Annotated in this window: 18 protein-coding genes and 1 pseudogene; 4 read left to right on the plus strand and 15 right to left on the minus strand. The window is 68.2% G+C overall.

Annotation, left to right across the window (positions count from 1 at the left end; genetic code table 11):
- Position 1: 1 nt before the first annotated feature.
- The 11 genes from nuoK to AC1HFH_RS14930 form a co-directional block, all read right to left on the minus strand.
- Positions 2-301: an NADH-quinone oxidoreductase subunit NuoK gene (gene nuoK / locus AC1HFH_RS14880; protein WP_480243372.1), complete on the minus strand. Its 300-nt coding sequence runs from the start codon at positions 299-301 to the stop codon at positions 2-4.
- The gene (locus AC1HFH_RS14885; protein WP_480243373.1) at positions 298-1,107 is read right to left on the minus strand and encodes an NADH-quinone oxidoreductase subunit J; all 810 of its coding nucleotides are present in this window, start codon (positions 1,105-1,107) and stop codon (positions 298-300) included. Before AC1HFH_RS14885 ends, nuoK begins: the two co-directional genes overlap by 4 nt.
- On the minus strand, positions 1,104-2,891 hold the full coding sequence (nuoH, locus tag AC1HFH_RS14890) for an NADH-quinone oxidoreductase subunit NuoH (RefSeq protein WP_480243374.1): 1,788 nt from the start codon (positions 2,889-2,891) through the stop codon (positions 1,104-1,106). Before nuoH ends, AC1HFH_RS14885 begins: the two co-directional genes overlap by 4 nt.
- Entirely contained in the window at positions 2,884-5,385 is a 2,502-nt protein-coding gene (locus AC1HFH_RS14895; RefSeq protein WP_480243375.1) for an NADH-quinone oxidoreductase subunit G, read from the minus strand. The genes nuoH and AC1HFH_RS14895 overlap by 8 nt, the downstream gene beginning before the upstream one ends.
- Positions 5,382-6,698 carry an NADH-quinone oxidoreductase subunit NuoF gene (gene nuoF, locus AC1HFH_RS14900; protein ID WP_480243376.1) on the minus strand — a complete coding sequence of 439 codons (1,317 nt, stop codon included), beginning with the start codon at positions 6,696-6,698 and terminating at the stop codon, positions 5,382-5,384. Before nuoF ends, AC1HFH_RS14895 begins: the two co-directional genes overlap by 4 nt.
- Position 6,699: 1 nt before the next feature.
- Positions 6,700-7,395, minus strand: a complete 696-nt coding sequence (gene nuoE / locus AC1HFH_RS14905) for an NADH-quinone oxidoreductase subunit NuoE (protein ID WP_480243377.1) — start codon at positions 7,393-7,395, stop codon at positions 6,700-6,702.
- Positions 7,392-8,702, minus strand: a complete 1,311-nt coding sequence (locus AC1HFH_RS14910; RefSeq protein ID WP_480243378.1) for an NADH-quinone oxidoreductase subunit D — start codon at positions 8,700-8,702, stop codon at positions 7,392-7,394. The genes nuoE and AC1HFH_RS14910 overlap by 4 nt, the downstream gene beginning before the upstream one ends.
- The gene (locus AC1HFH_RS14915; protein WP_480243379.1) at positions 8,702-9,460 is read right to left on the minus strand and encodes an NADH-quinone oxidoreductase subunit C; all 759 of its coding nucleotides are present in this window, start codon (positions 9,458-9,460) and stop codon (positions 8,702-8,704) included. Before AC1HFH_RS14915 ends, AC1HFH_RS14910 begins: the two co-directional genes overlap by 1 nt.
- A complete protein-coding gene (locus AC1HFH_RS14920) occupies positions 9,457-10,011 on the minus strand; it encodes a NuoB/complex I 20 kDa subunit family protein (RefSeq protein ID WP_480247855.1) in 555 nt (184 codons plus the stop codon). Before AC1HFH_RS14920 ends, AC1HFH_RS14915 begins: the two co-directional genes overlap by 4 nt.
- Positions 10,012-10,061: 50 nt before the next feature.
- The gene (locus AC1HFH_RS14925) at positions 10,062-10,442 is read right to left on the minus strand and encodes an NADH-quinone oxidoreductase subunit A (protein ID WP_480243380.1); all 381 of its coding nucleotides are present in this window, start codon (positions 10,440-10,442) and stop codon (positions 10,062-10,064) included.
- Between the two features lie 409 nt (positions 10,443-10,851).
- Positions 10,852-11,298 carry an Rv3143 family two-component system response regulator gene (locus tag AC1HFH_RS14930; RefSeq protein WP_480247856.1) on the minus strand — a complete coding sequence of 149 codons (447 nt, stop codon included), beginning with the start codon at positions 11,296-11,298 and terminating at the stop codon, positions 10,852-10,854.
- Between the two features lie 672 nt (positions 11,299-11,970).
- Here AC1HFH_RS14930 and AC1HFH_RS14935 point away from each other — a divergent pair.
- The 3 genes from AC1HFH_RS14935 to AC1HFH_RS14945 all read left to right on the plus strand — a co-directional run bounded on the left by AC1HFH_RS14935 (position 11,971) and on the right by AC1HFH_RS14945 (position 15,148).
- Positions 11,971-12,960, plus strand: a complete 990-nt coding sequence (locus AC1HFH_RS14935) for a fused (3R)-hydroxyacyl-ACP dehydratase subunits HadA/HadB (RefSeq protein ID WP_480243381.1) — start codon at positions 11,971-11,973, stop codon at positions 12,958-12,960.
- 114 nt (positions 12,961-13,074) lie between these two features.
- Positions 13,075-13,431, plus strand: coding sequence for a hypothetical protein (locus AC1HFH_RS14940; RefSeq protein WP_480243382.1), 357 nt, complete (start codon positions 13,075-13,077; stop codon positions 13,429-13,431).
- 592 nt (positions 13,432-14,023) lie between these two features.
- Positions 14,024-15,148, plus strand: a complete 1,125-nt coding sequence (locus AC1HFH_RS14945) for an alkaline phosphatase family protein (protein ID WP_480243383.1) — start codon at positions 14,024-14,026, stop codon at positions 15,146-15,148.
- A 5-nt stretch (positions 15,149-15,153) separates the two neighbouring features.
- On the opposite strand, the gene AC1HFH_RS14950 is transcribed toward AC1HFH_RS14945, so the two are convergent.
- The 4 genes and pseudogenes from AC1HFH_RS14950 to AC1HFH_RS14965 all read right to left on the minus strand — a co-directional run.
- Positions 15,154-16,959, minus strand: coding sequence for an AMP-dependent synthetase/ligase (locus tag AC1HFH_RS14950; protein ID WP_480243384.1), 1,806 nt, complete (start codon positions 16,957-16,959; stop codon positions 15,154-15,156).
- Positions 16,952-17,407, minus strand: a complete 456-nt coding sequence (locus AC1HFH_RS14955; protein WP_480243385.1) for a MarR family winged helix-turn-helix transcriptional regulator — start codon at positions 17,405-17,407, stop codon at positions 16,952-16,954. The genes AC1HFH_RS14950 and AC1HFH_RS14955 overlap by 8 nt, the downstream gene beginning before the upstream one ends.
- A gap of 56 nt (positions 17,408-17,463) precedes the next feature.
- Positions 17,464-18,642 (minus strand): hypothetical protein, encoded by a 1,179-nt coding sequence (locus AC1HFH_RS14960; protein WP_480243386.1) that lies wholly within the window; start codon positions 18,640-18,642, stop codon positions 17,464-17,466.
- Positions 18,643-18,780: 138 nt separating this feature from the next.
- A pseudogene (locus AC1HFH_RS14965) lies at positions 18,781-19,521 on the minus strand (3'(2'),5'-bisphosphate nucleotidase CysQ); the annotation flags it as partial.
- A gap of 76 nt (positions 19,522-19,597) precedes the next feature.
- On the opposite strand from AC1HFH_RS14965, the gene casG reads away from it, so the two are divergent.
- Positions 19,598-21,277 (plus strand): steroid-24-oyl-CoA synthetase, encoded by a 1,680-nt coding sequence (gene casG / locus AC1HFH_RS14970; RefSeq protein WP_480243387.1) that lies wholly within the window; start codon positions 19,598-19,600, stop codon positions 21,275-21,277.
- Positions 21,278-21,370 lie beyond the last annotated feature (93 nt).

Genomic DNA, 21,370 nt, shown 5'->3' on the forward strand with positions numbered 1-21,370 from the left:
ATCAGAACTTCAGCAGGTTGGCGTCGTCGACCGAGGTCGAACGGCGGGCACGGAAGATGGTCATGATGATCGCCAGGCCGACCACGACTTCCGCGGCGGCGACGACCATGGTGAAGAACGCGATCACCTGCCCGTCCAGGTTCTGGTGCAGCCGGGCGAAGGTGACGAACGCCAGGTTCACCGCATTCAACATCAGCTCGATGCACATGAACACGACGATGGCGTTGCGGCGCAACAACACCCCGGCCGCGCCGATGGTGAACAGCAGCGCGGACAGGAACAGATAGTTCTCGGGGTTCACCGCGTACCTTCCTCGTCGTGGGCGGTCCGGCCGGTGCCGACCGACGCGATGGCGGATTCGGTATGGGCGCGGGTGCGCCGATGCCGCAGGATGGTGCTCACCGACAGCTCCGCGAACGACCCGTCGGGCAGTATGGCGGGCGCATCGACCGCGTTGTGCCGCGCGTACACGCCGGGTGTCGGCAACGGCGTCGCCCGGGTACCGGTGCCCCGGAAACGGTCGCGGGACATCTCCCGCTGGCCACGCCGCGGCGTGAGGTGCTCCCGATGCGCCAGCAGCATGGCGCCGACGGTGGCGGTGATCAGCAACGCCCCGGTCAATTCGAACGCCCACACGTAGCGCAGGAAGATCAGCTCCGCCAGTTCGCCGATGACATCGCGGCCACCGAAGCCACCACCGGGGAAACGGACCCCGGCGTCCCGCAGACCCGCACCGATCCCGCCGATGAGCAGCAGCCCGAAACCGAGACCGGCCACCGCCGCCGCCACCCGCTGACCGCGCAGCGTCTCCCGCAACGATTCGGTGGCATCGACGCCCACCAGCATCAGCACGAACAGGAACAGCATCATCACCGCGCCGGTGTAGACCACGATCTGCACCACACCGAGGAACAGCGCGTCCTGGGCGATGTAGAACACCGCCAGCGCGATCATCGTCGCCGCCAGGCACAGCGCCGAATGCACCGCCTTGGCGGCGGTCACCATGCCCAGCGCACCGAGCACGGCCAGCGGGGCCAGCACCCAGAACAGCACCGCCTCACCGGTACCGGTCGAGGTGGCGGTTTCGGCCAGCAGCACGGAGGTCATCGCGTCGCTCCTTCCGTGCTGGGCTGCACCCGGCCCAGGTAGTAGTCGGCCTCGTCGGTACCGGGGGCCATGGCATGTGGCGGCGCCTGCATCCCGGGCTGCAACGGCGCTAGCAGCCGGTCCTTTTCGTAGATCAGATCGGCCCGGTTGTCGTCGGTCATCTCGTACTCGTTGGTCATCGTCAGCGCCCGGGTCGGGCAGGCCTCGATGCACAAACCGCAGCCGATACAGCGCAGGTAGTTGATCTGATACACCCGCCCGTACCGTTCACCGGGGGAGTAGCGGGCCTCCGCGGTGTTGTCGGCACCCTCGACGAAGATCGCGTCGGCCGGACAGGCCCAGGCACAGAGTTCGCAGCCGATGCACTTCTCCAGGCCGTCGGGATGCCGGTTGAGCTGATGGCGACCGTGGTAGCGCGGCGCCGTCGGCACCTTCTGCTCCGGATAGAACTCGGTGTTCGGCTTCTTGAACATGGTCGCCGCGGTGACCGCGAACCCGGCCAGCGGATCCAGCAGGCCGGGTTCGGCCAGCGGGCGGGGCGGAGCGTCCGGCAGCGGTGGTGTCGGGAACCCCAGATACACCGGTGGCCGCCCCGGGCCGGACGGTTCGGCTTCGGGCTCCGCCGGCGGCGGCGCGCCACCCGCACGCCCGGCCCGCAGGAACATGCCGATCATTGCCGCGGCCACCGCGATCCCGCCGCCCACCAGCAGCGGCGTCTGCCACGGATACCCCTCGATATCGAGGACCCGGGCAGTGGCGACGAACATCACCCACCCCAGCGACGCCGGAATCAACAGTTTCCAGCCCAGGTTCATGAACTGGTCGTAGCGCAACCGCGGCAGCGTGCCACGTAGCCAGATGAACACGAACAGGAACGTCCACACCTTCGCGGTGAACCACAGCAGCGGCCACCAGCCGCTGTTCGCACCTTCCCACAGGTTCACCGGCCACGGCGCCCGCCAGCCCCCCAGGAACAGGGTCGTGGCCAGCGCGGACACCGTCGCCATGTTGACGTACTCGGCCAGCATGAACATGGCGAACTTCAGCGACGAATACTCGGTGTGGAACCCGCCGACGAGTTCCCCCTCGGCTTCCGGCAGATCGAACGGTGCCCGGTTGGTCTCACCGACCATCGCCACGCAGTAGATGAGGAACGACGGCAACAGCAGGAACACATACCAGGTGCCGTCCTGGGCGGCGACGATGCCGGAGGTGGCCATCGACCCGGACAGCAGGAACACCGTGGCGAAGGTCAGCGCCATCGCGATCTCGTAGGAGATCACCTGGGCGGTGGACCGCAACCCACCCAGCAACGGGTAGGTCGACCCGGACGACCAGCCGGCCAGCACGATCCCGTACACACCGATCGACGTGATCGCGAGGATGTAGAGCACCGCCACCGGCATGTCCACCAGCTGCAGGGTGGTGGTCTGCCCGAAGATCGACACCTCGGGCCCGAACGGGATCACGGCGAACGCCAGGAACGCCGGAACAACCGAGATGATCGGTGCCAGAACGAAGATCGGCCGATCGACGATCGCCGGGACGATGTCTTCCTTCAACAGCATCTTGACGCCGTCGGCGATGGACTGCAGCGTACCTTTCGGCCCGACCCGGTTCGGGCCGACCCGCATCTGCATCCAGGCCACGACCTTGCGTTCGATATAGACACCGACCAGCGGTATCAGCATCAGGAAGACGAAGACGCCCAGTGCCTTCAGCACGACCAGCCACAGTGGGTCCTGGCCGAACACGGCGCCGGCGGCGAGCAACTGCTCAGACATGGCGGTGGTCCTCCGGTTCGGGAGTCGGCAGTTCGTCGGCGCGCCGCAACCGGACGACCGCGCCGGGCGACACCCGCAGCGTGTCGCCGACGGTGCTACCAGGCGAGTTCACCGGCAGCCAGACCACCCGATCGGGCAGATCGGTGATCCGCAACGGCAGGACGATCTCGCCGTGCTCGGTGCCGACCGACACCGGATCGCCGTCGCCGGCATCGATCTCGGCGGCGGTCGCCGCGGACAACCGCACCAGCGGCGGCCGGGCCAGCCCGGCCAGGTTCGGTTCCCCGTCCTGGCCCCGCCCCTGATCCAGCAGCATCCGCCAGCCCGCCAGCACCGCCTGCCCCGGCCCGGGCCGCGGCAACGGCTCACCCGCGACATTCGGCACCGGAATGGGGTCGCCGGTCCAGCTGCCGAGCCGATCCAGTTCGGCCCGGGCCGCCGCGGCGTCGGGCAGGCCGAGATCCACCCGCATCTCCGCCGCCAGCGCATGCAGCACCCGCAGGTCGGGTAGCGGCCGCGCCGTGCGACGGGTGCTGTCGGTCGGTGGGGCAGTGAACGGCCGCGGCCGTCCCTCCCAGTTGCGGAACGTCCCGGACTTCTCCATTGCCGAAGCCACCGGGAACACGACATCGGCGCGGTCGGTCACCGCACTGTGCCGCAGTTCCAGGCTCACCACGAACCGGGCGGCGTCCAACGCGGCCCGGGCGGCCACCGGATCCGGCAGGTCGGCCGGATCGACCCCACCGACCACCAGCGCCGCCGCCCCGGCCTGCGGCGACAGCATCGCCGTCAGGTCCCGGCCGACCCCCACCGGCAGCTCGGGGGTGTGCCACAGGTTGGCGACCTGACGGCGGGCCAGCGGGTCGACCACGGGCCGCCCGCCCGGCAGCAACCCGGGCAGCGCACCGGCCTCCAGAGCACCCCGTTCACCCGCCCGGCGCGGCACCCACGCCAACGTCGCGCCGGTCGAATCCGCCAGCCGCGCCGCGGCCGAGAGCGCCCCGGGGCTGCCGGCGAGCCGTTCGCCCGCCAGGATGACGGCGCCGGGAACGCGCAGCAGATCGGCGATCTCGTCCAGTTCCGAGGTGGCTGCCGCGAGCTCCCCGATCCCGTGCAACGCATCGAGCAGATGGGCCTCACTGCCGGGGACGGTGAACACGACGGTGCCCGACATCCGCTCCAGACCGCGGGAAGCGTACGGCGCCAGCGCGAACACCCGCACACCGTGCTTGCGGGCCGCCTTGCGCAGCCGCAGATACACGATCGGCGACTCCTCTTCCGGCTCGAATCCCGCAAGCAACACCACCGGGGCCCGCTCCAGGCTCGCGTAGTCGACGCCCATCGGCCGACCGGCGACCCGCGCCGCGAGGAATTCGGCCTCCTCCACCGAATGCACGCGGCTGCGGAAGTCGATGTCGTTGGTATCGAGGACGAGGCGCGCGAACTTCGCGTAGGCGTAGGCGTCTTCCTCGGTCACCCGGCCACCCACCAGCACCCCGGTGCTGCCCGGCGCCGAAGCCAGCCCCTCCGCCGCCGCCGCGAGCGCCTCGGACCAGGACGCCGGCGCCAGCACGCCGTCCCAGCCCCGCACCAACGGCGTGGTCAGCCGGTCCCGCTCGGTGGCGTAGGTGAACGCCCACCGACCCTTGTCGCAGTTCCATTCCTCGTTGACCTGCGGATCGTCGCCCGCCAGGCGGCGCAGCACCTTGCCACGGCGGTGATCGGTGCGCTGCGCGCACCCCGACGCGCAATGCTCACACACGCTGGGCGTCGACACCAGATCGAACGGACGCGCCCGGAATCGGTACGCGGTGCCGGTGAGCGCCCCGACCGGGCAGATCTGCACGGTATTGCCGGAGAAATAGGAATCCAGCGGTTCCGCCTGCGCGGTACCGACCTGCTGCAGCGCACCACGATCCATCAGATCGATGAACGGATCACCCGCGACCTGCTCGGAGAACCGGGTGCACCGGGCACACAGCACACACCGTTCCCGATCGAGCAACACCGCCGACGACAGCGGAATCGGTTTCGGATACGTCCGTTTCACACCATCGAAACGGGACTCCGCGCTCCCGGTCGACATCGCCTGGTTCTGCAGCGGGCATTCACCGCCCTTGTCGCACACCGGGCAGTCGAGCGGATGGTTGATCAGCAGCAACTCCATCACACCGCGCTGCGCCTTCTCCGCCACCGGTGAACTGAGCTGGGTATGCGCCACCATACCGTCCGTGACCGGAATCGTGCACGACGCCACCGGTTTACGCTGGCCGTCCACCTCCACCAGACACTGCCGGCAGGCGCCGACCGGATCGAGCAGCGGATGGTCGCAGAACCGGGGGATCTCGATGCCGACCAGCTCCGCAGCCCGGATCAGCAACGTGCCGGCGGGCACCTGCACCGCCGTGTCGTCGATGGTGACCGTCACCAGATCGGCCGGTGGCCGCGGCTCACCGGCACCGGAACCGGCCGCAGGAGCATTCGTCTGTTTCATCGGGTTCCTTCCCCTGCCGCCCACGCCGTACTGCGCGCCGGATCGAACGGGCAGGCACCACGGCGCAGATGCTCGAGGTACTCGTCACGGAAGTACTTCAACGAGGACACGATCGGGCTGGCCGCACCGTCGCCGAGCGCACAGAACGACTTGCCGTTGATGTTGTCGGCGATATCGAGCAGCTTGTCCAGATCGGCCTCGCTGCCCTCGCCGCGATCGAGCCGGCGCAACAGCTGGACCAACCAGTAGGTGCCCTCCCGGCAAGGCGTGCACTTACCGCACGATTCGTGCGCGTAGAACTCGGTCCAGCGGGTGACCGCCCGCACCACGCAGGTGGTGTCGTCGAAGATCTGCAACGCCTTGGTGCCCAACATCGACCCGGCCGCGGCCACCCCCTCGTAGTCCAGCGGCACATCGAGATGTTCGTCGGTCAAGATCGGCGTGGACGAACCGCCGGGAGTCCAGAACTTCAGCCGGTGCCCGGCACGCACCCCGCCGGCGTGGCCGAGCAGCTCACGCAGGGTGATCCCGAGCGGCGCCTCGTACTGTCCCGGCCGGGTCACATGCCCGGACAGCGAATACAGCGTGAAACCGGGTGACTTCTCGGTACCCGTGGACCGGAACCACTCGGTGCCGTGCCGCAGGATCGGACCGACGCTGGCGATCGACTCGACATTGTTCACCACGGTCGGACACGCATACAGGCCCGCGACCGCCGGGAACGGCGGCCGCAGCCGAGGCTGCCCGCGCCGCCCCTCGAGCGAGTCCAGCAGCGCGGTCTCCTCACCGCAGATATAGGCACCGGCACCTGCGTGCACGATCAGTTCCAGATCGAATCCGGAGCCCAGAATGTCGTGGCCGAGATACCCGGCCCGGTAGGCCTCGGCCACCGCGGCGTGCAGCCGCCGCAGCACCGGCACCACCTCACCACGGAGATAGATGAAGGCATGCGCGGCGCGAATCGCATATGCCGCGATCACCACCCCCTCCACCAGCGCATGCGGCGACGCCAGCATCAGCGGGATGTCCTTGCAGGTTCCCGGCTCCGACTCGTCGGCATTGACGACGAGGTAATGCGGTTTACCGGGCCCCTCGGCCGGCTGCGGGATGAAACTCCATTTCATCCCGGTGGGGAAGCCCGCGCCGCCACGGCCCCGTAGTCCGGCGTCCTTCACCGTCTGGATCACCTCGTCCGGCGGCATCCGCACGGCCCGGCGCAGCCCCTCGTAGCCGCCGGTGGCCAGATAGCTGTCCAGCGTCCAGGAACGCGGCCGGTCCCAGTCGGCGCTGAGTACCGGGGTGAGCGTGGTCATCTCAGTCCTCCTCCGCCGGACGATCCCGCCGCGCCGCGTCCAGCCCGGCGAGCGTCGGCGCACCCGGGGCGCTGTCGAGGACGCCGGGACGGTCATCGGGGAATCCGGCCAGCAGCCGGGCCGTTTCCCGGAAGCTGCACAGCGGGGCGCCGCGGCTGGGCTGCACCGTCTCCCCGGCCCGCAACGCATCCACCAGCGCCCGCGCCGATTCGGGAGTCTGATTGTCGAAGAACTCCCAATTGACCATCACCACGGGCGCGTAGTCGCAGGCCGCATTGCATTCGATGTGCTCGAGCGTGATCGCGCCGTCCGGGGTGGTCTCGCCCTGCTCGACACCGAGATACTCGCGTAGCGTGGCGTAGATCTCGTCGCCGCCGAGCACCGCGCACAGCGTGTTGGTGCACACCCCGACGTGATAGGTGCCGGTCGGCGTGCGCCGGAACATCGAATAGAACGTCGCGACGGCAGTCACCTCGGCACCGGTGAGCCCCAACTGCCCGGCACAGAACTCGATCCCGGTCGCGGTGACGTAGCCGTCCTCGGCCTGCACCAGATGCAGCAAGGGCAGCAACGCCGACCGCGGCTGCGGATAGCGGTCGATGATGTGCTTGGCATCCAGCTCGAGGCGCTCGCGCACCGCGGCCGGGTACGGCTCCGGCCGGGTACTCAGCTGCAACAGAACAGGTTCGGTACTCATCGGTCCACTCCGCCCATGACGGGATCGATACTGGCCACGGCAGCGATCACGTCGGCGACCATGCCGCCTTCGCACATCGCCGCCACCGCTTGCAGATTGGTGAACGAGGGGTCGCGATAGTGCACCCGGTACGGCCGGGTGCCACCGTCGCTGACCATGTGCACGCCGAGCTCACCGCGCGGCGATTCGACCGCCGAATACACCTGCCCGGCCGGCACCCGGATGCCTTCGGTGACCAGTTTGAAATGGTGGATCAGCGACTCCATCGACGAGCCCATGATCTTGCCGATGTGCTTCGGCGAGTTGCCCAGACCGTCCGGCCCGAGCGCTAGGTCGGCCGGCCAGGCGATCTTGCGGTCATCGATCATCACCGGCCCGGGCCGCAGCCGGTCCAGGCACTGTTCGACGATCTTGCACGACTCGTGCATCTCGGCGATGCGGATCAGATACCTGCCGTAGCAGTCGCAGCCGGTGGTGGTCGGGATATCGAACTCGTAGGTCTCGTACCCGCAGTACGGCTGCGCCTTGCGCAGATCGTGGGGGAGTCCGGTGGACCGCAGCACCGGTCCGGTGACGCCCAGCGCCATACAGCCGGTGAGATCGAGGTAGCCGATGTCCTGGGTGCGCTTCTTCCAGATCGGATTGGCGGTGAGCAGCTTCTCCACATCACGCAACCGGCCGGGCAGGATGTCGAGTAGCTCACGCACCTTGGTGACGCCGTCCTCGGGCAGATCCTGGGCGAGACCACCGGGCCGGATGTAGGCGTGGTTCATCCGCAGGCCGGTGATGGTCTCGAACACGTCCAGGATCAGCTCCCGTTCCCGGAAGCCGAACAGCATCGGTGTCAACGCACCCAGTTCCATCCCGCCGGTGGCCAGGGCCACCAGGTGTGAGGAGATGCGGTTGAGCTCCATCAACAGCACCCGGACGACGGTGGCGCGTTCCGGGATGTCGTCGGTGATGCCGAGCAGCTTCTCCACGCCCAGGCAGAAGGCGGTCTCGTTGAAGAAGGGCGACAGGTAGTCCATCCGGGTCACGAAGGTGACCCCCTGGATCCACGGCCGGAACTCCAGATTCTTCTCGATCCCGGTGTGCAGATAGCCGATTCCGCAGCGGGCCTCGGTGACCGTCTCACCTTCGATCTCCAGGATCAGCCGCAGCACGCCGTGTGTCGACGGGTGCTGCGGCCCCATGTTCACCACGATGCGTTCCTCACCGGCACCGTCGAGAGTGTCGGTGACGTCGGCCCAGTCCTGGCCGGCAACGGTGACGACCGGGTCGTCGCGATGGATGTCGGTGTCGGTCATCAGCTGTAGCTCCTGCGCTCGTCCGGCGGCGGGATCCGCGCGCCCTTGTACTCCACCGGGATGCCACCGAGCGGATAGTCCTTGCGCTGCGGATGCCCGGTCCAGTCGTCCGGCATGGTGATCCGGGTGAGCGACGGGTGCCCGTCGAAGAGGATCCCGAAGAAGTCGTAGGTCTCCCGCTCGTGCCAGTCGACGGTGGGGTAGACCTCGAACAGCGACGGGATGTGCGGATCTGCGTCCGGCACAGCCACTTCCAGCCGGATCCGCCGGTTGTGGGTGATCGACATCAGCGGATAGACCGCATGCAGCTCCCGTCCGGTGTCGTCGGGAAAATGCACGCCGCTGACCCCGAGGCACAGTTCGAAACGCAGCGCCGGATCGTCCCGCAGCACGGCGGCCACCGCCGGCAGATGTTCGCGGCGGATGTGCAGAGTGAGCTCGTCACGGAAGACCACGATCTGTTCGACCGCGGAACTCCACGACGTCCGGGCACCCGACAGGGCAGCCCGCAGAGTGCCGACGAATGCGTCGAACCAGCCGCCGTAGGGCGGAGTGCTGCCGCCCGGCATGGTGACGGGTTCGACCAGCCGGCCGTAGCCGGAGGTATCACCGGTTCCGGCGGCACCGAACATGCCGTGCCGGGAGCCGACCACCTCGGGAGCGGGCGGCGTGGACGCAGCGGACTCGCCGGCGGTGGGTTCACCGGTGGGCCCGCTGCCCGGTTCCGGTTCACCACGATCGGGGGTGTCGAAGGTCATCGCAGCAGTCCCTCCATCCGGATCGTCGGAGTGGCAGCCAGCGCAGCCTTTTCGGCGGCTCGGATCGCTTCCGACCGATCGACTCCCATGGGAGTTTCGGCGATCTTCTCGTGCAGCGTGAGGATGGCGTTCAGCAGCATCTCCGGCCGGGGCGGGCACCCGGGCAGGTAGATGTCCACCGGCACGACGTGATCGACGCCCTGCACGATCGCGTAGTTGTTGAACATGCCCCCGGAGGAAGCGCAGACCCCCATCGCGAGCACCCATTTCGGTTCGGTCATCTGGTCGTAGACCTGGCGCAGCACCGGGGCCATCTTCTGGCTCACCCGTCCGGCGACGATCATCAGATCGGCCTGGCGCGGCGAGGCTCGGAAGACCTCCATACCGAACCGGGCACTGTCGAATCTGCCACCGCCGGTGGCCATCATCTCGATGGCACAGCAGGCCAGACCGAACGTCGCCGGCCACAGCGAACCCTTACGCAGGTACCCGGCGAAATCCTCGACCGTGCTCAGCAGGAACCCGCTGGGCAGTTTCTCCTCGAGACCCATTGTCGACTTCTTCCACTCCACTTCGTGTTCGGACCGCGGCGCGCCGAAGGTCAGTCCCAGCTGAGCCCCCCGCGTCGCCACTCGTAGGCGTAGGCCACGGACACGTTGACGATGAACAGCGCCATGGCGGCGAGGCCGAACAGGCCGAGCGCATCGAAGTGGACGGCCCACGGGTAGAGGAACACGATCTCGATATCGAAGATGATGAACAGCATTGCGGTGAGGTAGTACTTCACCGGAAAACGTTGCCCGGTCGCGTTCCCCGGCCCGCCACCGATCGCATGCGGTGTCGGCTCGATCCCGCATTCGTAGGGTTCGAGCTTGGCGCGATTGTGCCGCTTCGGGCCGATGACGGCCGCGAGTACCACGGAGATCACAGCGAACGCCGCGGCGATGGTGCCGAGAACCAGCACGGGCACCCCGATATTCACGACTGCACTTCCCCTCCTGGTCGGAGCCGGTCGGGACCCGGGACCCCGACCGCGGACGGCAGCTGGCGCGAGGCGGGGCGGCAGTGCCCCCGGGGATCCGGCCGCCGGAATGCGCCGCGCCGGGCGGCGCAAACCTCGGCAGCACGAGATCGGCGGGTGTCATAGACTGCCCCGCACTCGTGTGAGCTACGGCACAGAGTACCGCCGGCAGGTGCCCGATCCGAGGGTTTCCGGGCCGCCGTTTGATCGAATTCGGTACCGCGATTCATGAGCAATCCGGTGGTAATACCATCCGTCGACGGAGCTCGGAAATCGACCTGCTACCAGTAGGAACAGCAAAAATCCCGGCCGTCCGGACTATCCGGCAGGCCGGGATGATGAGGCGCCGCCGGTTGCGGCGCCGTTCCGATCAGCGTAAAGCGGTCGCGATCGCCTCGGTGAGCCCGATCGGATCGATCGGATGGGACGCGACCGCCTCGGCACGCGACCAGCGGGCCAGCCACGCATCGTCGGGCCGGCCGGTCAGCACCACCAACGGCGGGCAGTCGTCGATCTCGTCCTTCAACTGTTTCGCGATACCCATACCGCCCGCAGGCGCGGATTCGCCGTCCAGAATGGCCAGATCGACCTCGCCGGCATCCATCCGTTCGATCACCACCGGCGCGGTGGCCACCTCGAGATAGTCCAGCTCGGGAAGGTCGGATCGGGGGCGGCGCCCCAGCGCCAGGATCACCTGACTCCGGGTATCGGCATCGTTGCTGTAGACCAGCACACGCAGCGGGGTGGAACCATTCGCATCGGCCACGCACGGATCGTACGCCCGGATGCCGCTGCGCGGTGGCAGGTTCCACGACATCGGAGGGTCGCCGGAGCAGGCCGCGCTCGCGTCCCACAGGTTACGCAGCAGTAGCCACACCTGCTCGAATTCCGGTTCGCCGCCGGACCCGATCCGTGCGACGCTCCACGCGTCCCCGGCGCGCAGCACTGCGGCCGTTGCCGACACCAGCAGGTCGCGATCACATTTCGACCGACGCCCATCCAGTGATCGTTCTCGTCGCACTGCTGGGCGCAGGCTCCGCCGCGCCGCATCGGGCGCCGTCTGTGGAACGCTCGCCGGGGAGCTCGCCCTGGGAATCAGCACCGCGGTGGTGGAAGACGACCCGCACACTTCGGACGGCCGCTCGGGCCACCCTCGGCCATCTACCTGCGATCCTCGCGCTCCTCGGCATCGCCGTGGCCGACTACGGCCTACGACCGGCGCTGGTCGATGCCGGCTGACAGCCGGGATCCACCTTTCGCCGGCCGCGACGTACCCGGCGGCCGTCCGCTGCCGCGGTGGCGGCGAATACCTGCCGAACTGTGATCGAGACCGACGGCAGCGGCGAGACGCCGGTGCAATTCACACCTGGACGGTGCCGGGCACCGCGGATAACCTGCGGAGACCCGTTTCGAGAATGAGGGCAGGTCGAAAGTGGCGGTTGGTACCGATGCACCCGATGTCGCATCGATGGTTGGGCACTACTACCGGATGGACGGTACATACGAAGTCGGACGGGAGAAGGTCCGCGAATACGCCAAAGCGGTCCAGGACTGGCATCCGGCCCACTGGTCGGAGGACGCCGCGGTAGCGTGCGGCTACCACGCATTGGTCGCCCCGCTCACTTTCGTCTCGATTCCGGCGATGACCGCCAATCGGAGACTGTTCGAAGAGGTCGTGGTCGGCTACGACATGTTTGTACAGACCGAGCAGGTGTTCGAACAGCATCGGCCGATCCTGGCGGGCGATCGTCTGGCAACCGATGTGGAGCTCTCGGCGGTCCGACGGGTCGCCGGTAAGGACCTGATCACCGTCACCAACACCTTCACCGACGACAGCGGGGAAGTGGTGCACGTAATGCATACGACGGTGGTCGGGGTGACCGGCGACGACGTGGATCCCGGGATCACCCGAGCCGTCGAGAACCTGATGGTGCACGGTGTCAAGATGCTGGGCCGCGACCGGGTGGCTGCGCTGTCCGCCGAAGAAGCGGCGGCGGCGCGGCGACCGGCAGGGGAGATGCGCCTGTCCACCCGAGGTCTCGACCGAGCCCCGCAGACGACCATGTCCTTCGACACGGTGGCCGTCGGTGACGAGATCCCGGCTCGCCGGGCCCGGATCACCCGCGGCGACCTCGTGAACTACGCCGGCGTATCCGGAGATTCGAACCCGATCCACTGGGACGATCGCGTGGCCCGCCTTGCCGGACTGCCCGACGTCATCGCGCACGGCATGCTCACCATGGGGCTCGGCGCCGGCTTCGTATCCGCCTGGTCCGGCGACCCCGGCGCCCTGACCCGATACCGTGTCCGGCTCTCCAATACCGCCGTCGTCGGCGCCGAGGACGGCGGCTGCATCGAGTACACGGGCCGCGTGAAATCCCTGGACGCGGCCGCTCGCTCCGCCGTTGTCGCCATCACCGCGAAATCCGCCGGTCGTAAGATCTTCGGCCTCGCCACCAGCGAGATCAGACTCCGCTGAACCCTCCGGGAGAGACATTCGGAGTTGTTCAGGAAACCGCGTGTAATCGATTCGGGCATGTTCGCCAGGAGTCGGCAGGCGTAAAGTTGTTGGCCCGAGGCAAAGGAGCTGACGATGTCCATACGCGCCAGACCAGCGATTATCCGGACTGCCGCGGTTGCTGTGGCCGTAGGCAGCGCCACGCTTTTCGGCATGGTCGGTCAAGCATCCGCCGACGTCGAACCCGGTGACTACACGTCGACGACGTTGTCGTCCGGCATCGTACTGCTGCAACGTGACGCGCGCGTCGAGGGCGGCGACCTGGTATTGATCGGGCGTTACCCGATTCATTCGACGCCTGACGGAGGATATGTGGATATTTTTCCCGGCCACCGAATCGTCATGATCAGCGACGGACAGGGCGGCTATCAGGGACCGGCGTTTCTGGGCGGACTGGAGGTCGGATCCATCACGCTGACACCCCGGGGCTGACTGATCGGACCCGAGAAGGGGAGGTGGCGGACGAGCCAGCTGAGCCCGTAGGCAGGCTAGGTTTACATAATGTACCTTATCGGCGTTTGAATCGGGCTGGTGGAGGCGGGCGGTCCGTGTCGGAGGCATGGTCCGAGCTCGGACATGAGCGGTTTCCACCGAACGGGTTCCGGCCATCGGAACGGCCGATGCGGACATTGCGCGAGGTTCGATACATGTTCACCCCCTGTGGCTGGATAAGTATTCATTTCAGCATTGCGTCACAGTGACGAATGATCGGCTACAGGATCCAGTATCTGAAACTTCGGCCGTATCGAATCTCGGATCCGCCCCGGGTGCCATGGCGGCCCGTCTGCCTGTCGCGCCGAGTTTGCGGTTGCTCGTCGGACCGAGGGCTGGAATTGACGGGTGGCGTGGTTGTCGATTGCAGATCGGTAAACTCGACTGCAAAACTTCCGCTCCCCTGCGCGGCTTGCCCACCCCTTTTGTCGTCACTGTGACGTTTCATTCGGGCAACGTCCACAGCCATAAACTTGGACGAATGACCAGAAACTCCCGCGAGCAATGCGTGTAACCGGCTAGGTTCCGTTCCATGTTCTCGAGAAACAGTCGATTCGCCGCACGAGTGCCCGGTCGCACCTCGATTCTTGCGGCCGCCGCGGTCGCCCTGGTGTCGCCGGTAGCCGCGGCGCCGGCCGGCGCCGCGCCCGGCGTAGACAAGGTGGTCGTCATCGGGATCGATGGAACACTGTGGGAAGAGGTGCTCGCCTCCGATGCGCCCGAGTTGCGTGCACTCGCGGCCGACGGGACATTGAGCCGGACGTCGATTGCGCCGCACGCCACCATGTCGTGCCCCTCGTGGGCGACCGCGATGACCGGGGTCTGGGACACGAAGCACGGCATCATCGACAACGGGGCGAGCTGTAACCCGGGCGTATTCGATGCCTATCCGACGATGTTCACCCGGATCGAACAGAACGCACCCCAGCGGCAGACCGTCTCCATCGGCACTTGGGAAACGATCGGGATGATCGCCGGGACCGGGAGTCCCGGTGCCGACCGCGTCGTGTCCACCCAGCTCGATCCCACCGGTGCCGGAGTCTGTGAGAGCGCAGCGGACGCCCGCGCAGCGGACCTGCTGGCAGCGGCGATCGACGCCGACGGCCCGGATCTGTCGTTCACTCACCTCGATCAGGTGGATATCGCCGGACACACCCTGCGTGGCATCTGGCCCCAGGCCTACCGGGACGCCATCACCCGGGTCGATGCATTGGTCGGCCGGATAGCCGATGCCGTCGACGCCCGGGCCGCCGCGCACCCGGACGAGCGGTGGACCGTGTTGGTGACAACCGATCACGGGCACCGGCCGGCGGGTGGCCACGGCGGTGGCAGCGACTACGAGAACGCAAGTTTCGTAATCGCCCGGGGTGCCGACTTCGAAGCGGGCCGGGAGTTCAACGGATACGCGCTCGCCGACATCGCCCCGACGGTGCTGGATCTGCTCGACATCCCGGCCTCACCCGTCTTCGATGGGCGCAGCATGAGGGCCGGGGGTTCCGGGGATCCGGCGACAGTGCCGCCCGCTACCCCGGTGGTCGATGCCGGGATCACCGGTTCGTCCTCGGGTTCGGCGTCGCTGGCGGCGGTGAACAACCCGCTGTGTGGCCTGGTCAGCGGCTCGGCAGGCACCGGTTCGGCCGGTTCGTCGGACCGCTGAATCGGTCAGCCGCGATACATGTCCTCGATTGCGTCGCCGAACCGTTCGGCGACGACATGGCGTTTGACCTTGAGTGTGGCGGTGAGTTCGCCGGATTCCTCGGTGAGGTCGCGGTCGAGGACGGTGAATTTCTTGATCGCTTCCGCGTGCGAGACGGTGCTGTTGGCGTCGTCGACGGCGCGCTGCACGTCGGCCAGCAAGGCCGGGTCGGCGCGCAGGTCGGCGACGGTCGCCTGGGCAGGCTTGCCCGCCTCGGTTTTCCAGGCCGCGAACGTCTCGGGGTCGATGGTGATGAGCGCGGTGATGAAGCTGCGACCGTCGCCGACGACGACGGCCTGGGAGATCAGGGTGTGTGAGCGGATCCGGTCCTCCATCGGGCCTGGTGAGACGTTCTTCCCGCCGGCGGTGACGAGCAGGTCCTTCTTACGGCCGGTGATGGACAGGAAGCCGGTGTCGTCGAGCGTGCCCAGGTCGCCGGTGCGCAGCCAACCGTCGCGGAGCGTGTCGGCGGTGGCTGCTGCGTTGTGCCAGTAGCCGGCGAAGACGACGTCGCCGGACAGTTCGATCTCGCCGTCCTCGGCGATCCGTACCGCGTTTCCGGCCAGGGGCTGCCCGACGGTGCCGATCCGCACCGCGCCGGGGACGTTGACGCAGTGTGCCGCGGTGGATTCGGTCATACCGTAGCCCTCGTAGATGGGTACGCCCGCGCCGCGGAAGAAGTGACCGAGACGGGGTGCCAAGGCGCCGCCGCCGGAGATGACGAATTCGCATTCGCCGCCCAGTGCTGCCCGCAGCGGGGTGTAGACGAGGCGGTCGCACAGGGCGTGCCGGGCGCGGAGCGCCATCCCCGGACGGTCCGTGAAACCGCCGGTGTGATCGGCCTGTTCGCTCCACCGGATGGCGGTCTGCTCGGCGAAGCGGAAGATCGCGCCCTTGATCCGGCCGCCGTCGCGGGCTTTCTTGTCGGCGCCGTCGCGTACCTTCTCGAAGACGCGTGGCACACCGAGGATGGTGTGCGGGCGGAAGCGTTGGAACTGTTCGGTGATGGTCTTGAAGTCGGACCAGTGTGCCTGCGTCATCCCGGCGTCGAGTGCGGTGAGCGATACCGCGCGAGCCAGGACGTGTGCGAGGGGCAGGAAGGTGAGCATGCGTTGGCCGGGACGGGCGACGTCGCCGATGCTGGCGTTGCGGATACCGCGTACTTCGGCGAGGAAGTTGCGGTGGGTGAGCATGCAGCCTTTCGGGCGGCCGGTGGTGCCCGAGGTGTAGACCAGGGAGGCGAGGCCGTCGGCGTGCAGTCCGTCGAGGCGTTCCTGTAGTGCCGGGTCGCCGATGGCGGCGCCATCGGCGGTCAGGGTGTGCTCGGCGTCGTCGTCGATGACCAGGGTGCGGCGGAGGGCATCCGGTGCATCGGCGACGAGTTCCTTGTGCCGCGCGGTTTCGACGATGGCGAGGGCTGCCTCGGAGTCCTGCAGGATCCACTGCACCTGGTCGGCGGAGGACGAATCGTAGACGGGGACGGTGACGGCGCCGGCGGCCCAGATGGCGAAGTCGAAGAGGGTCCATTCGAAGCGGGTCGCGGAGAGCAGGACCACCCGGTCGCCGGGGCGGATTCCGTTGGCGATCAGTCCCTTGGCGGTGGCAGAGACGAGGTCGGCGAATTGCTCGGCGGTGACGTCGAGCCAGCGGTTTCCGGTGGGCCGGGAGAACAGTACTCGCTGTGGTGTGCGGGCGGCCTGGTCGTAGACGGACCGGACGATGGTTTCGTCCTCGGCAATGGTGAAGGTGGTTGCTGCGGTGAACTCACGCATGCTCGTCTCCAGTGCTCGGGTCGGGGTTGCGGAAGCGCCGTAGCGCTGCGGCGAAATCGGTGATTTCCGCGGTGGTCCAGTCGGCGGTGCGCTCGCCGATCAGGGTGAGGTCGCGGGCAATGGCGGCGTCGAGTGCGTGCCGGCCCGCGGCGGTCAGGGTCAGTGGATATCCGGAATGCAGGCTGCCCTCCCCCGCAGCGACCCAGCCGCATTCGGTGAGGGTGCGTAGCTGCCGGGAGATGGTCGACCGGTGCACGCCGAAGGTATCGGCGAGTTCGGTGGCGCGGCAGCCCGGATGCCGGTCGATGTAGGACAGGGCCGACTGCTGGGTGAAGGTCGGCACGCCGTCGACGGTGGGACGGCCTGCGACGATCTCGCGGACGATGTGGGTGAGCCCGTCGTGGATGGCGACGTGTTCCGGGGACCACCGGCCCGACTGGTGTTGCATAGCGCAACTATAACCCTGGAGGCCCCGGACGATCATCCAGGGCGTGGATCAGCGCGTCAGCGGTGACCACCCGAGTGCTCGTGTGCACAGGTGTCGGTCCGACGTCCGGTGGTGGCCGCCTGTCCGGCTCCGTGACCTTCGAGGGCGGCGAACGGCCCGCACTCGTGCGGCGCGATCCACACGTGGACCATCGGATTGCCGGTTCCGGGGTTGATCGAGTTCGGTGGGCAGTTACCGTCGGCATCGAGCACACCGGCGACCTGGGGTCCGTTGTCGCCGGCCTTCCAGCAGAGGTTGTCGTGGACGTGCCACTGCATCAGCGGGCCGCCGTAGTCGACCAGTTCGGGGTCGTCGATCTTCTTACCCTTGGCGATGTACATCGCCGACACCAGGGTTCGTTCGGCGCCGTCGACCCGATAGACCAGGGACTCCGGGTAGGCGGCGTCGAGGAAGCGGTCGTCGCGGACGTAGCCGGTGTTGACGTAGTGCTCGAATCCGGTGGCCGAGTCGCCGATGGACCGGTAGCCGAGGGCACCGACGGTGGTGACGTCGGCGAATGCGGGTAGTTCCGCGAGGGTGTCGCGGATCAGGGCGGTGGCGCGTTGCTCCTGTTCGGGTGTGACGCCGGGGACGCCGGTCACGTCGATCGGGTCGGCGGGATCCCAGGGCCGCGGCCAGGCATTGCCGGTTCCCGCGTCGTGGTCGGCGTGTTCGTCGTTGCCGGTGTGACTGTGTTCGTCACCGGCAGCCTGAGTGTGTTCGTCACCGTGGCCGTGTACGTGTCCGGCCCCGCCGAGCATCGCGGCGACCGCGAACGTGCCGGCCAGGCCGGCGGCAGCGGCCGTTGTGGGGGTGGGTAGTCCTGCGTCGGGCCGGGCCAGTGCGACGGCGGCGCCTGCGATGGCGAGGATGCCGAGGGCGGCGCAGGTGGTGTCGAGCAGCTGTGGCGACTCTGCGGCGGTCAGACCTGCGGGCCAGGGCAGGCCGGCGAACCTGGTGTATCCCCAGACCGATACTGCGACGAGGTTGACCCCGATCACCGTGGCCGAGGTCGCCTTCCGAGTGCTCATCGCCGCGAGCAGACCTGCCCCGATCTGTGCTGCCGCGAGTACGACCATCAGCCGGGCGAGGGTGGCGTGCTCGGTGTGCAGGCCGGCCGCGAACAGGTGCAGTGCGCCGGCTCCCGCCGAGGCCGCGCCACCCAGCAGCAGGAGCGAATTGCGTCCAACGGACATGCTCTGTCTCCTTACGTCGCCGGGGACTCTACTGTGCCGACTCGAGGTCACGCCTGCGCGTTTCGTAAGGAACTCTGTGGTTCCCCGGTTGTGGTGGTTGCTCGGTTGTGGTGGTCCTCAGTCGTGCGGGCAGGTGGCGGTGGCGATTTCGCCCAGTAGCCGGTCGGCGAGTTCGGGGCGGCAGATCAGCAGGTCGGGCAGGTATGGGTGGGGTGCGTTGTAGGTGAGTGGAGTGCCGTCGATGCGGCTGGTGTGCAGTCCGGCGGCGCGGGCGACGCCGACCGGGGCGGCGGAGTCCCATTCCCACTGGCCGCCGGCATGCAGGTATGCGTCGGCTTCGCCGCGGAGGACGGCCATCGCTTTGGCGCCCGCCGACCCCATGCCGATCAACTCGGCCGACAGGGATCGGGCCACGCTGCCGGCGAATCGGGGCGGCCGGGAGGCGCTGACGAGGATGCGTAGCGGTGCCTCTGTGCGACCGGGAGCGGTGGCGGCGCGGCCGGTGACGTGAACCGTTCCGAGGGCGGGTTGGGCGACCGCGGCGGCGGTGATGCCGTAACCCGCTTCCCAGAGTGCGATGTGCACGGCCCAGTCGGTGCGGTCGCCGCTGCTGTACTCCTTGGTGCCGTCGAGTGGGTCGATGATCCAGACGCGGTCGGCGGACAGGCGGGCGGGGTTGTCGGCGGATTCTTCGGACAGCACTGCGTCGTCGGGTCGTTCGGCGGCGAGGCGGTCGAGCAGGTGGGTGTTGGCCTCGGTGTCGCCGAGCCGGCCGAGTTCTTTCGGGGTGCGGTCGGGGGCGGTGCGGGCGCGCAGATCGAGCAGGAGTGCGCCTGCCGATGCGGCGAGGTCGGCGGCGAGGTCGGTGTCGGTGGTCATCGGGCTCCTCGTTCGGGGTTCGGCGGCGTGCACTCGAGCCTAAACTGACACACGTTCCAATACGTGAGGGAGCGTGATGAGCGACAGCTTCGATGCCAGGCAATGTGCTGCCGACGCCGCAGCTCGGCTGACCGGGCCGGGCGGGGAATTCGAAACGAGGGTCGAGAACGTGCTCGGCGCCCCCATCCCGGTGCTGAAGAACCGGATGCGCTCGATGCACACTGCGCTCCGCGACTCCCGGCGGTTCGGTGACCGGGACTATCTCGTCTCCGACGAGGCGCGGTGGAGCTACGCCGGGCATCATGCGGCGGCCACGGCGCTGGCACGGGGTCTGCGGGATCGGTACGGGATCGGCGCCGGTGACCGGGTCGGCATCCTGGCTGCGAACCGTCCGGAGTGGATTCTTACCTTCTGGGCCTGTCAGTGCCTGGGCGCGATCCCGGTCGGGTACAACGCCTGGTGGGCGCCCCCGGAGGTGGCCTACGGGCTGGCGCATACGACACCGAAGTTGCTCGTCGCCGATGAGCAGCGGGACCGTGCGCTGCCGGTGCGGGACCTGCCCGTGCTGACGATGGAGTCCGGGATCCCGCAGCTGCTGGCCGAGTTCGCCGACGGTACGGTGCCCGACCCCGCAGTGGACGAGGACGATCCGGCGGTGATCCTGTACACGTCCGGCACCAGCGGCCGCCCGAAGGGGGTCGTGCATTCGCAGCGCAATCTGCTCGCCGTCATGGACTACCACCGTTTCACCGGCGCCGTGGCGGCCGAGGTGGCGCAGGCATCCGGCGCACCGGCGCCCGGCGTGCGTCGCTTCCTGCTCACCTCTCCCCTGTTCCATATCGCCAGCCTGCACAATCTGGCCCTGCCCCGGCTGGCATCCGGCGACACCGTGGTGATCCATCGGGGTGCGTTCGACCCGGAGCGGGTCGCGGCGACGATCGAACGGGAACGGATCACCAATTGGGGTGCGGTTCCGGCCATGGCGATGCGGCTGCTCGACTGCGACCTGGCCCGCTACGATCTGTCGTCGCTGACCGCGTTCTCCCTCAATGCCGCGCCGTCCTCGGCGAATCTGCACCGCGACCTGCGGCAGCGGTTGCCGATCGCGGGCGCCGCGCTGACCACCAGTTACGGGCTCACCGAATCCGGTACCGCAGCGACGGTGGCACTTCCCCAGGAGCTGGCAGAGCATCCCGACACCGTCGGCCGGCCGATCGTCGGTGTCGCCGTGCAGATCCGCGACCCGGACGGCGCCGTGCTGCCGGACGGACGGGAGGGCGAGATCTGCATCCGCTCCCCCTACGTGATGCTCGGGTATTGGAACGACGAGCCCGCGACCGCAGCGGCGATCACGCCGGATCGATGGTTGCGCACCGGAGATTTCGGCACCGTCGAGGACGGCCGGTTGCGGATGGCCGGCCGACGCTCGGATCTGATTCTCCGGGGCGGGGAGAACATCTACCCCGTCGAGGTCGAACAATGCCTGGACGAGCATCCCGGGGTGCGCGAATCGGCGGTACTGGCAATCGCGCACCCACAACTGGGTGAGGAGGTCGGTGCAGTGGTGGTGGTCGCCGAGCCGAAGAGCGTCACCGAAGCCGAACTACGGGACTTCGCCGCGGACCGGCTGGCGTATTTCAAGGTGCCGGCGCACTGGCGACTCACCACCGAGCCGCTGCCGCGCAACGCGACCGGCAAGGTGGTCCGCCGGGAGATCACCTGGGGTGCTCGTACGCCTGACGCGCAGCCCGAGTGATCGGATCGCCGTAGCGTCCGGGCCGATGAGCTGTGGCGTTGCTCCGTGCCCTGCGTTGTGGTTCGCCCCGGTGCAGACGATCCGCGTGGCCGA

The sequence above is a fragment of the Nocardia sp. KT25-26 genome (genome assembly GCF_056627695.1).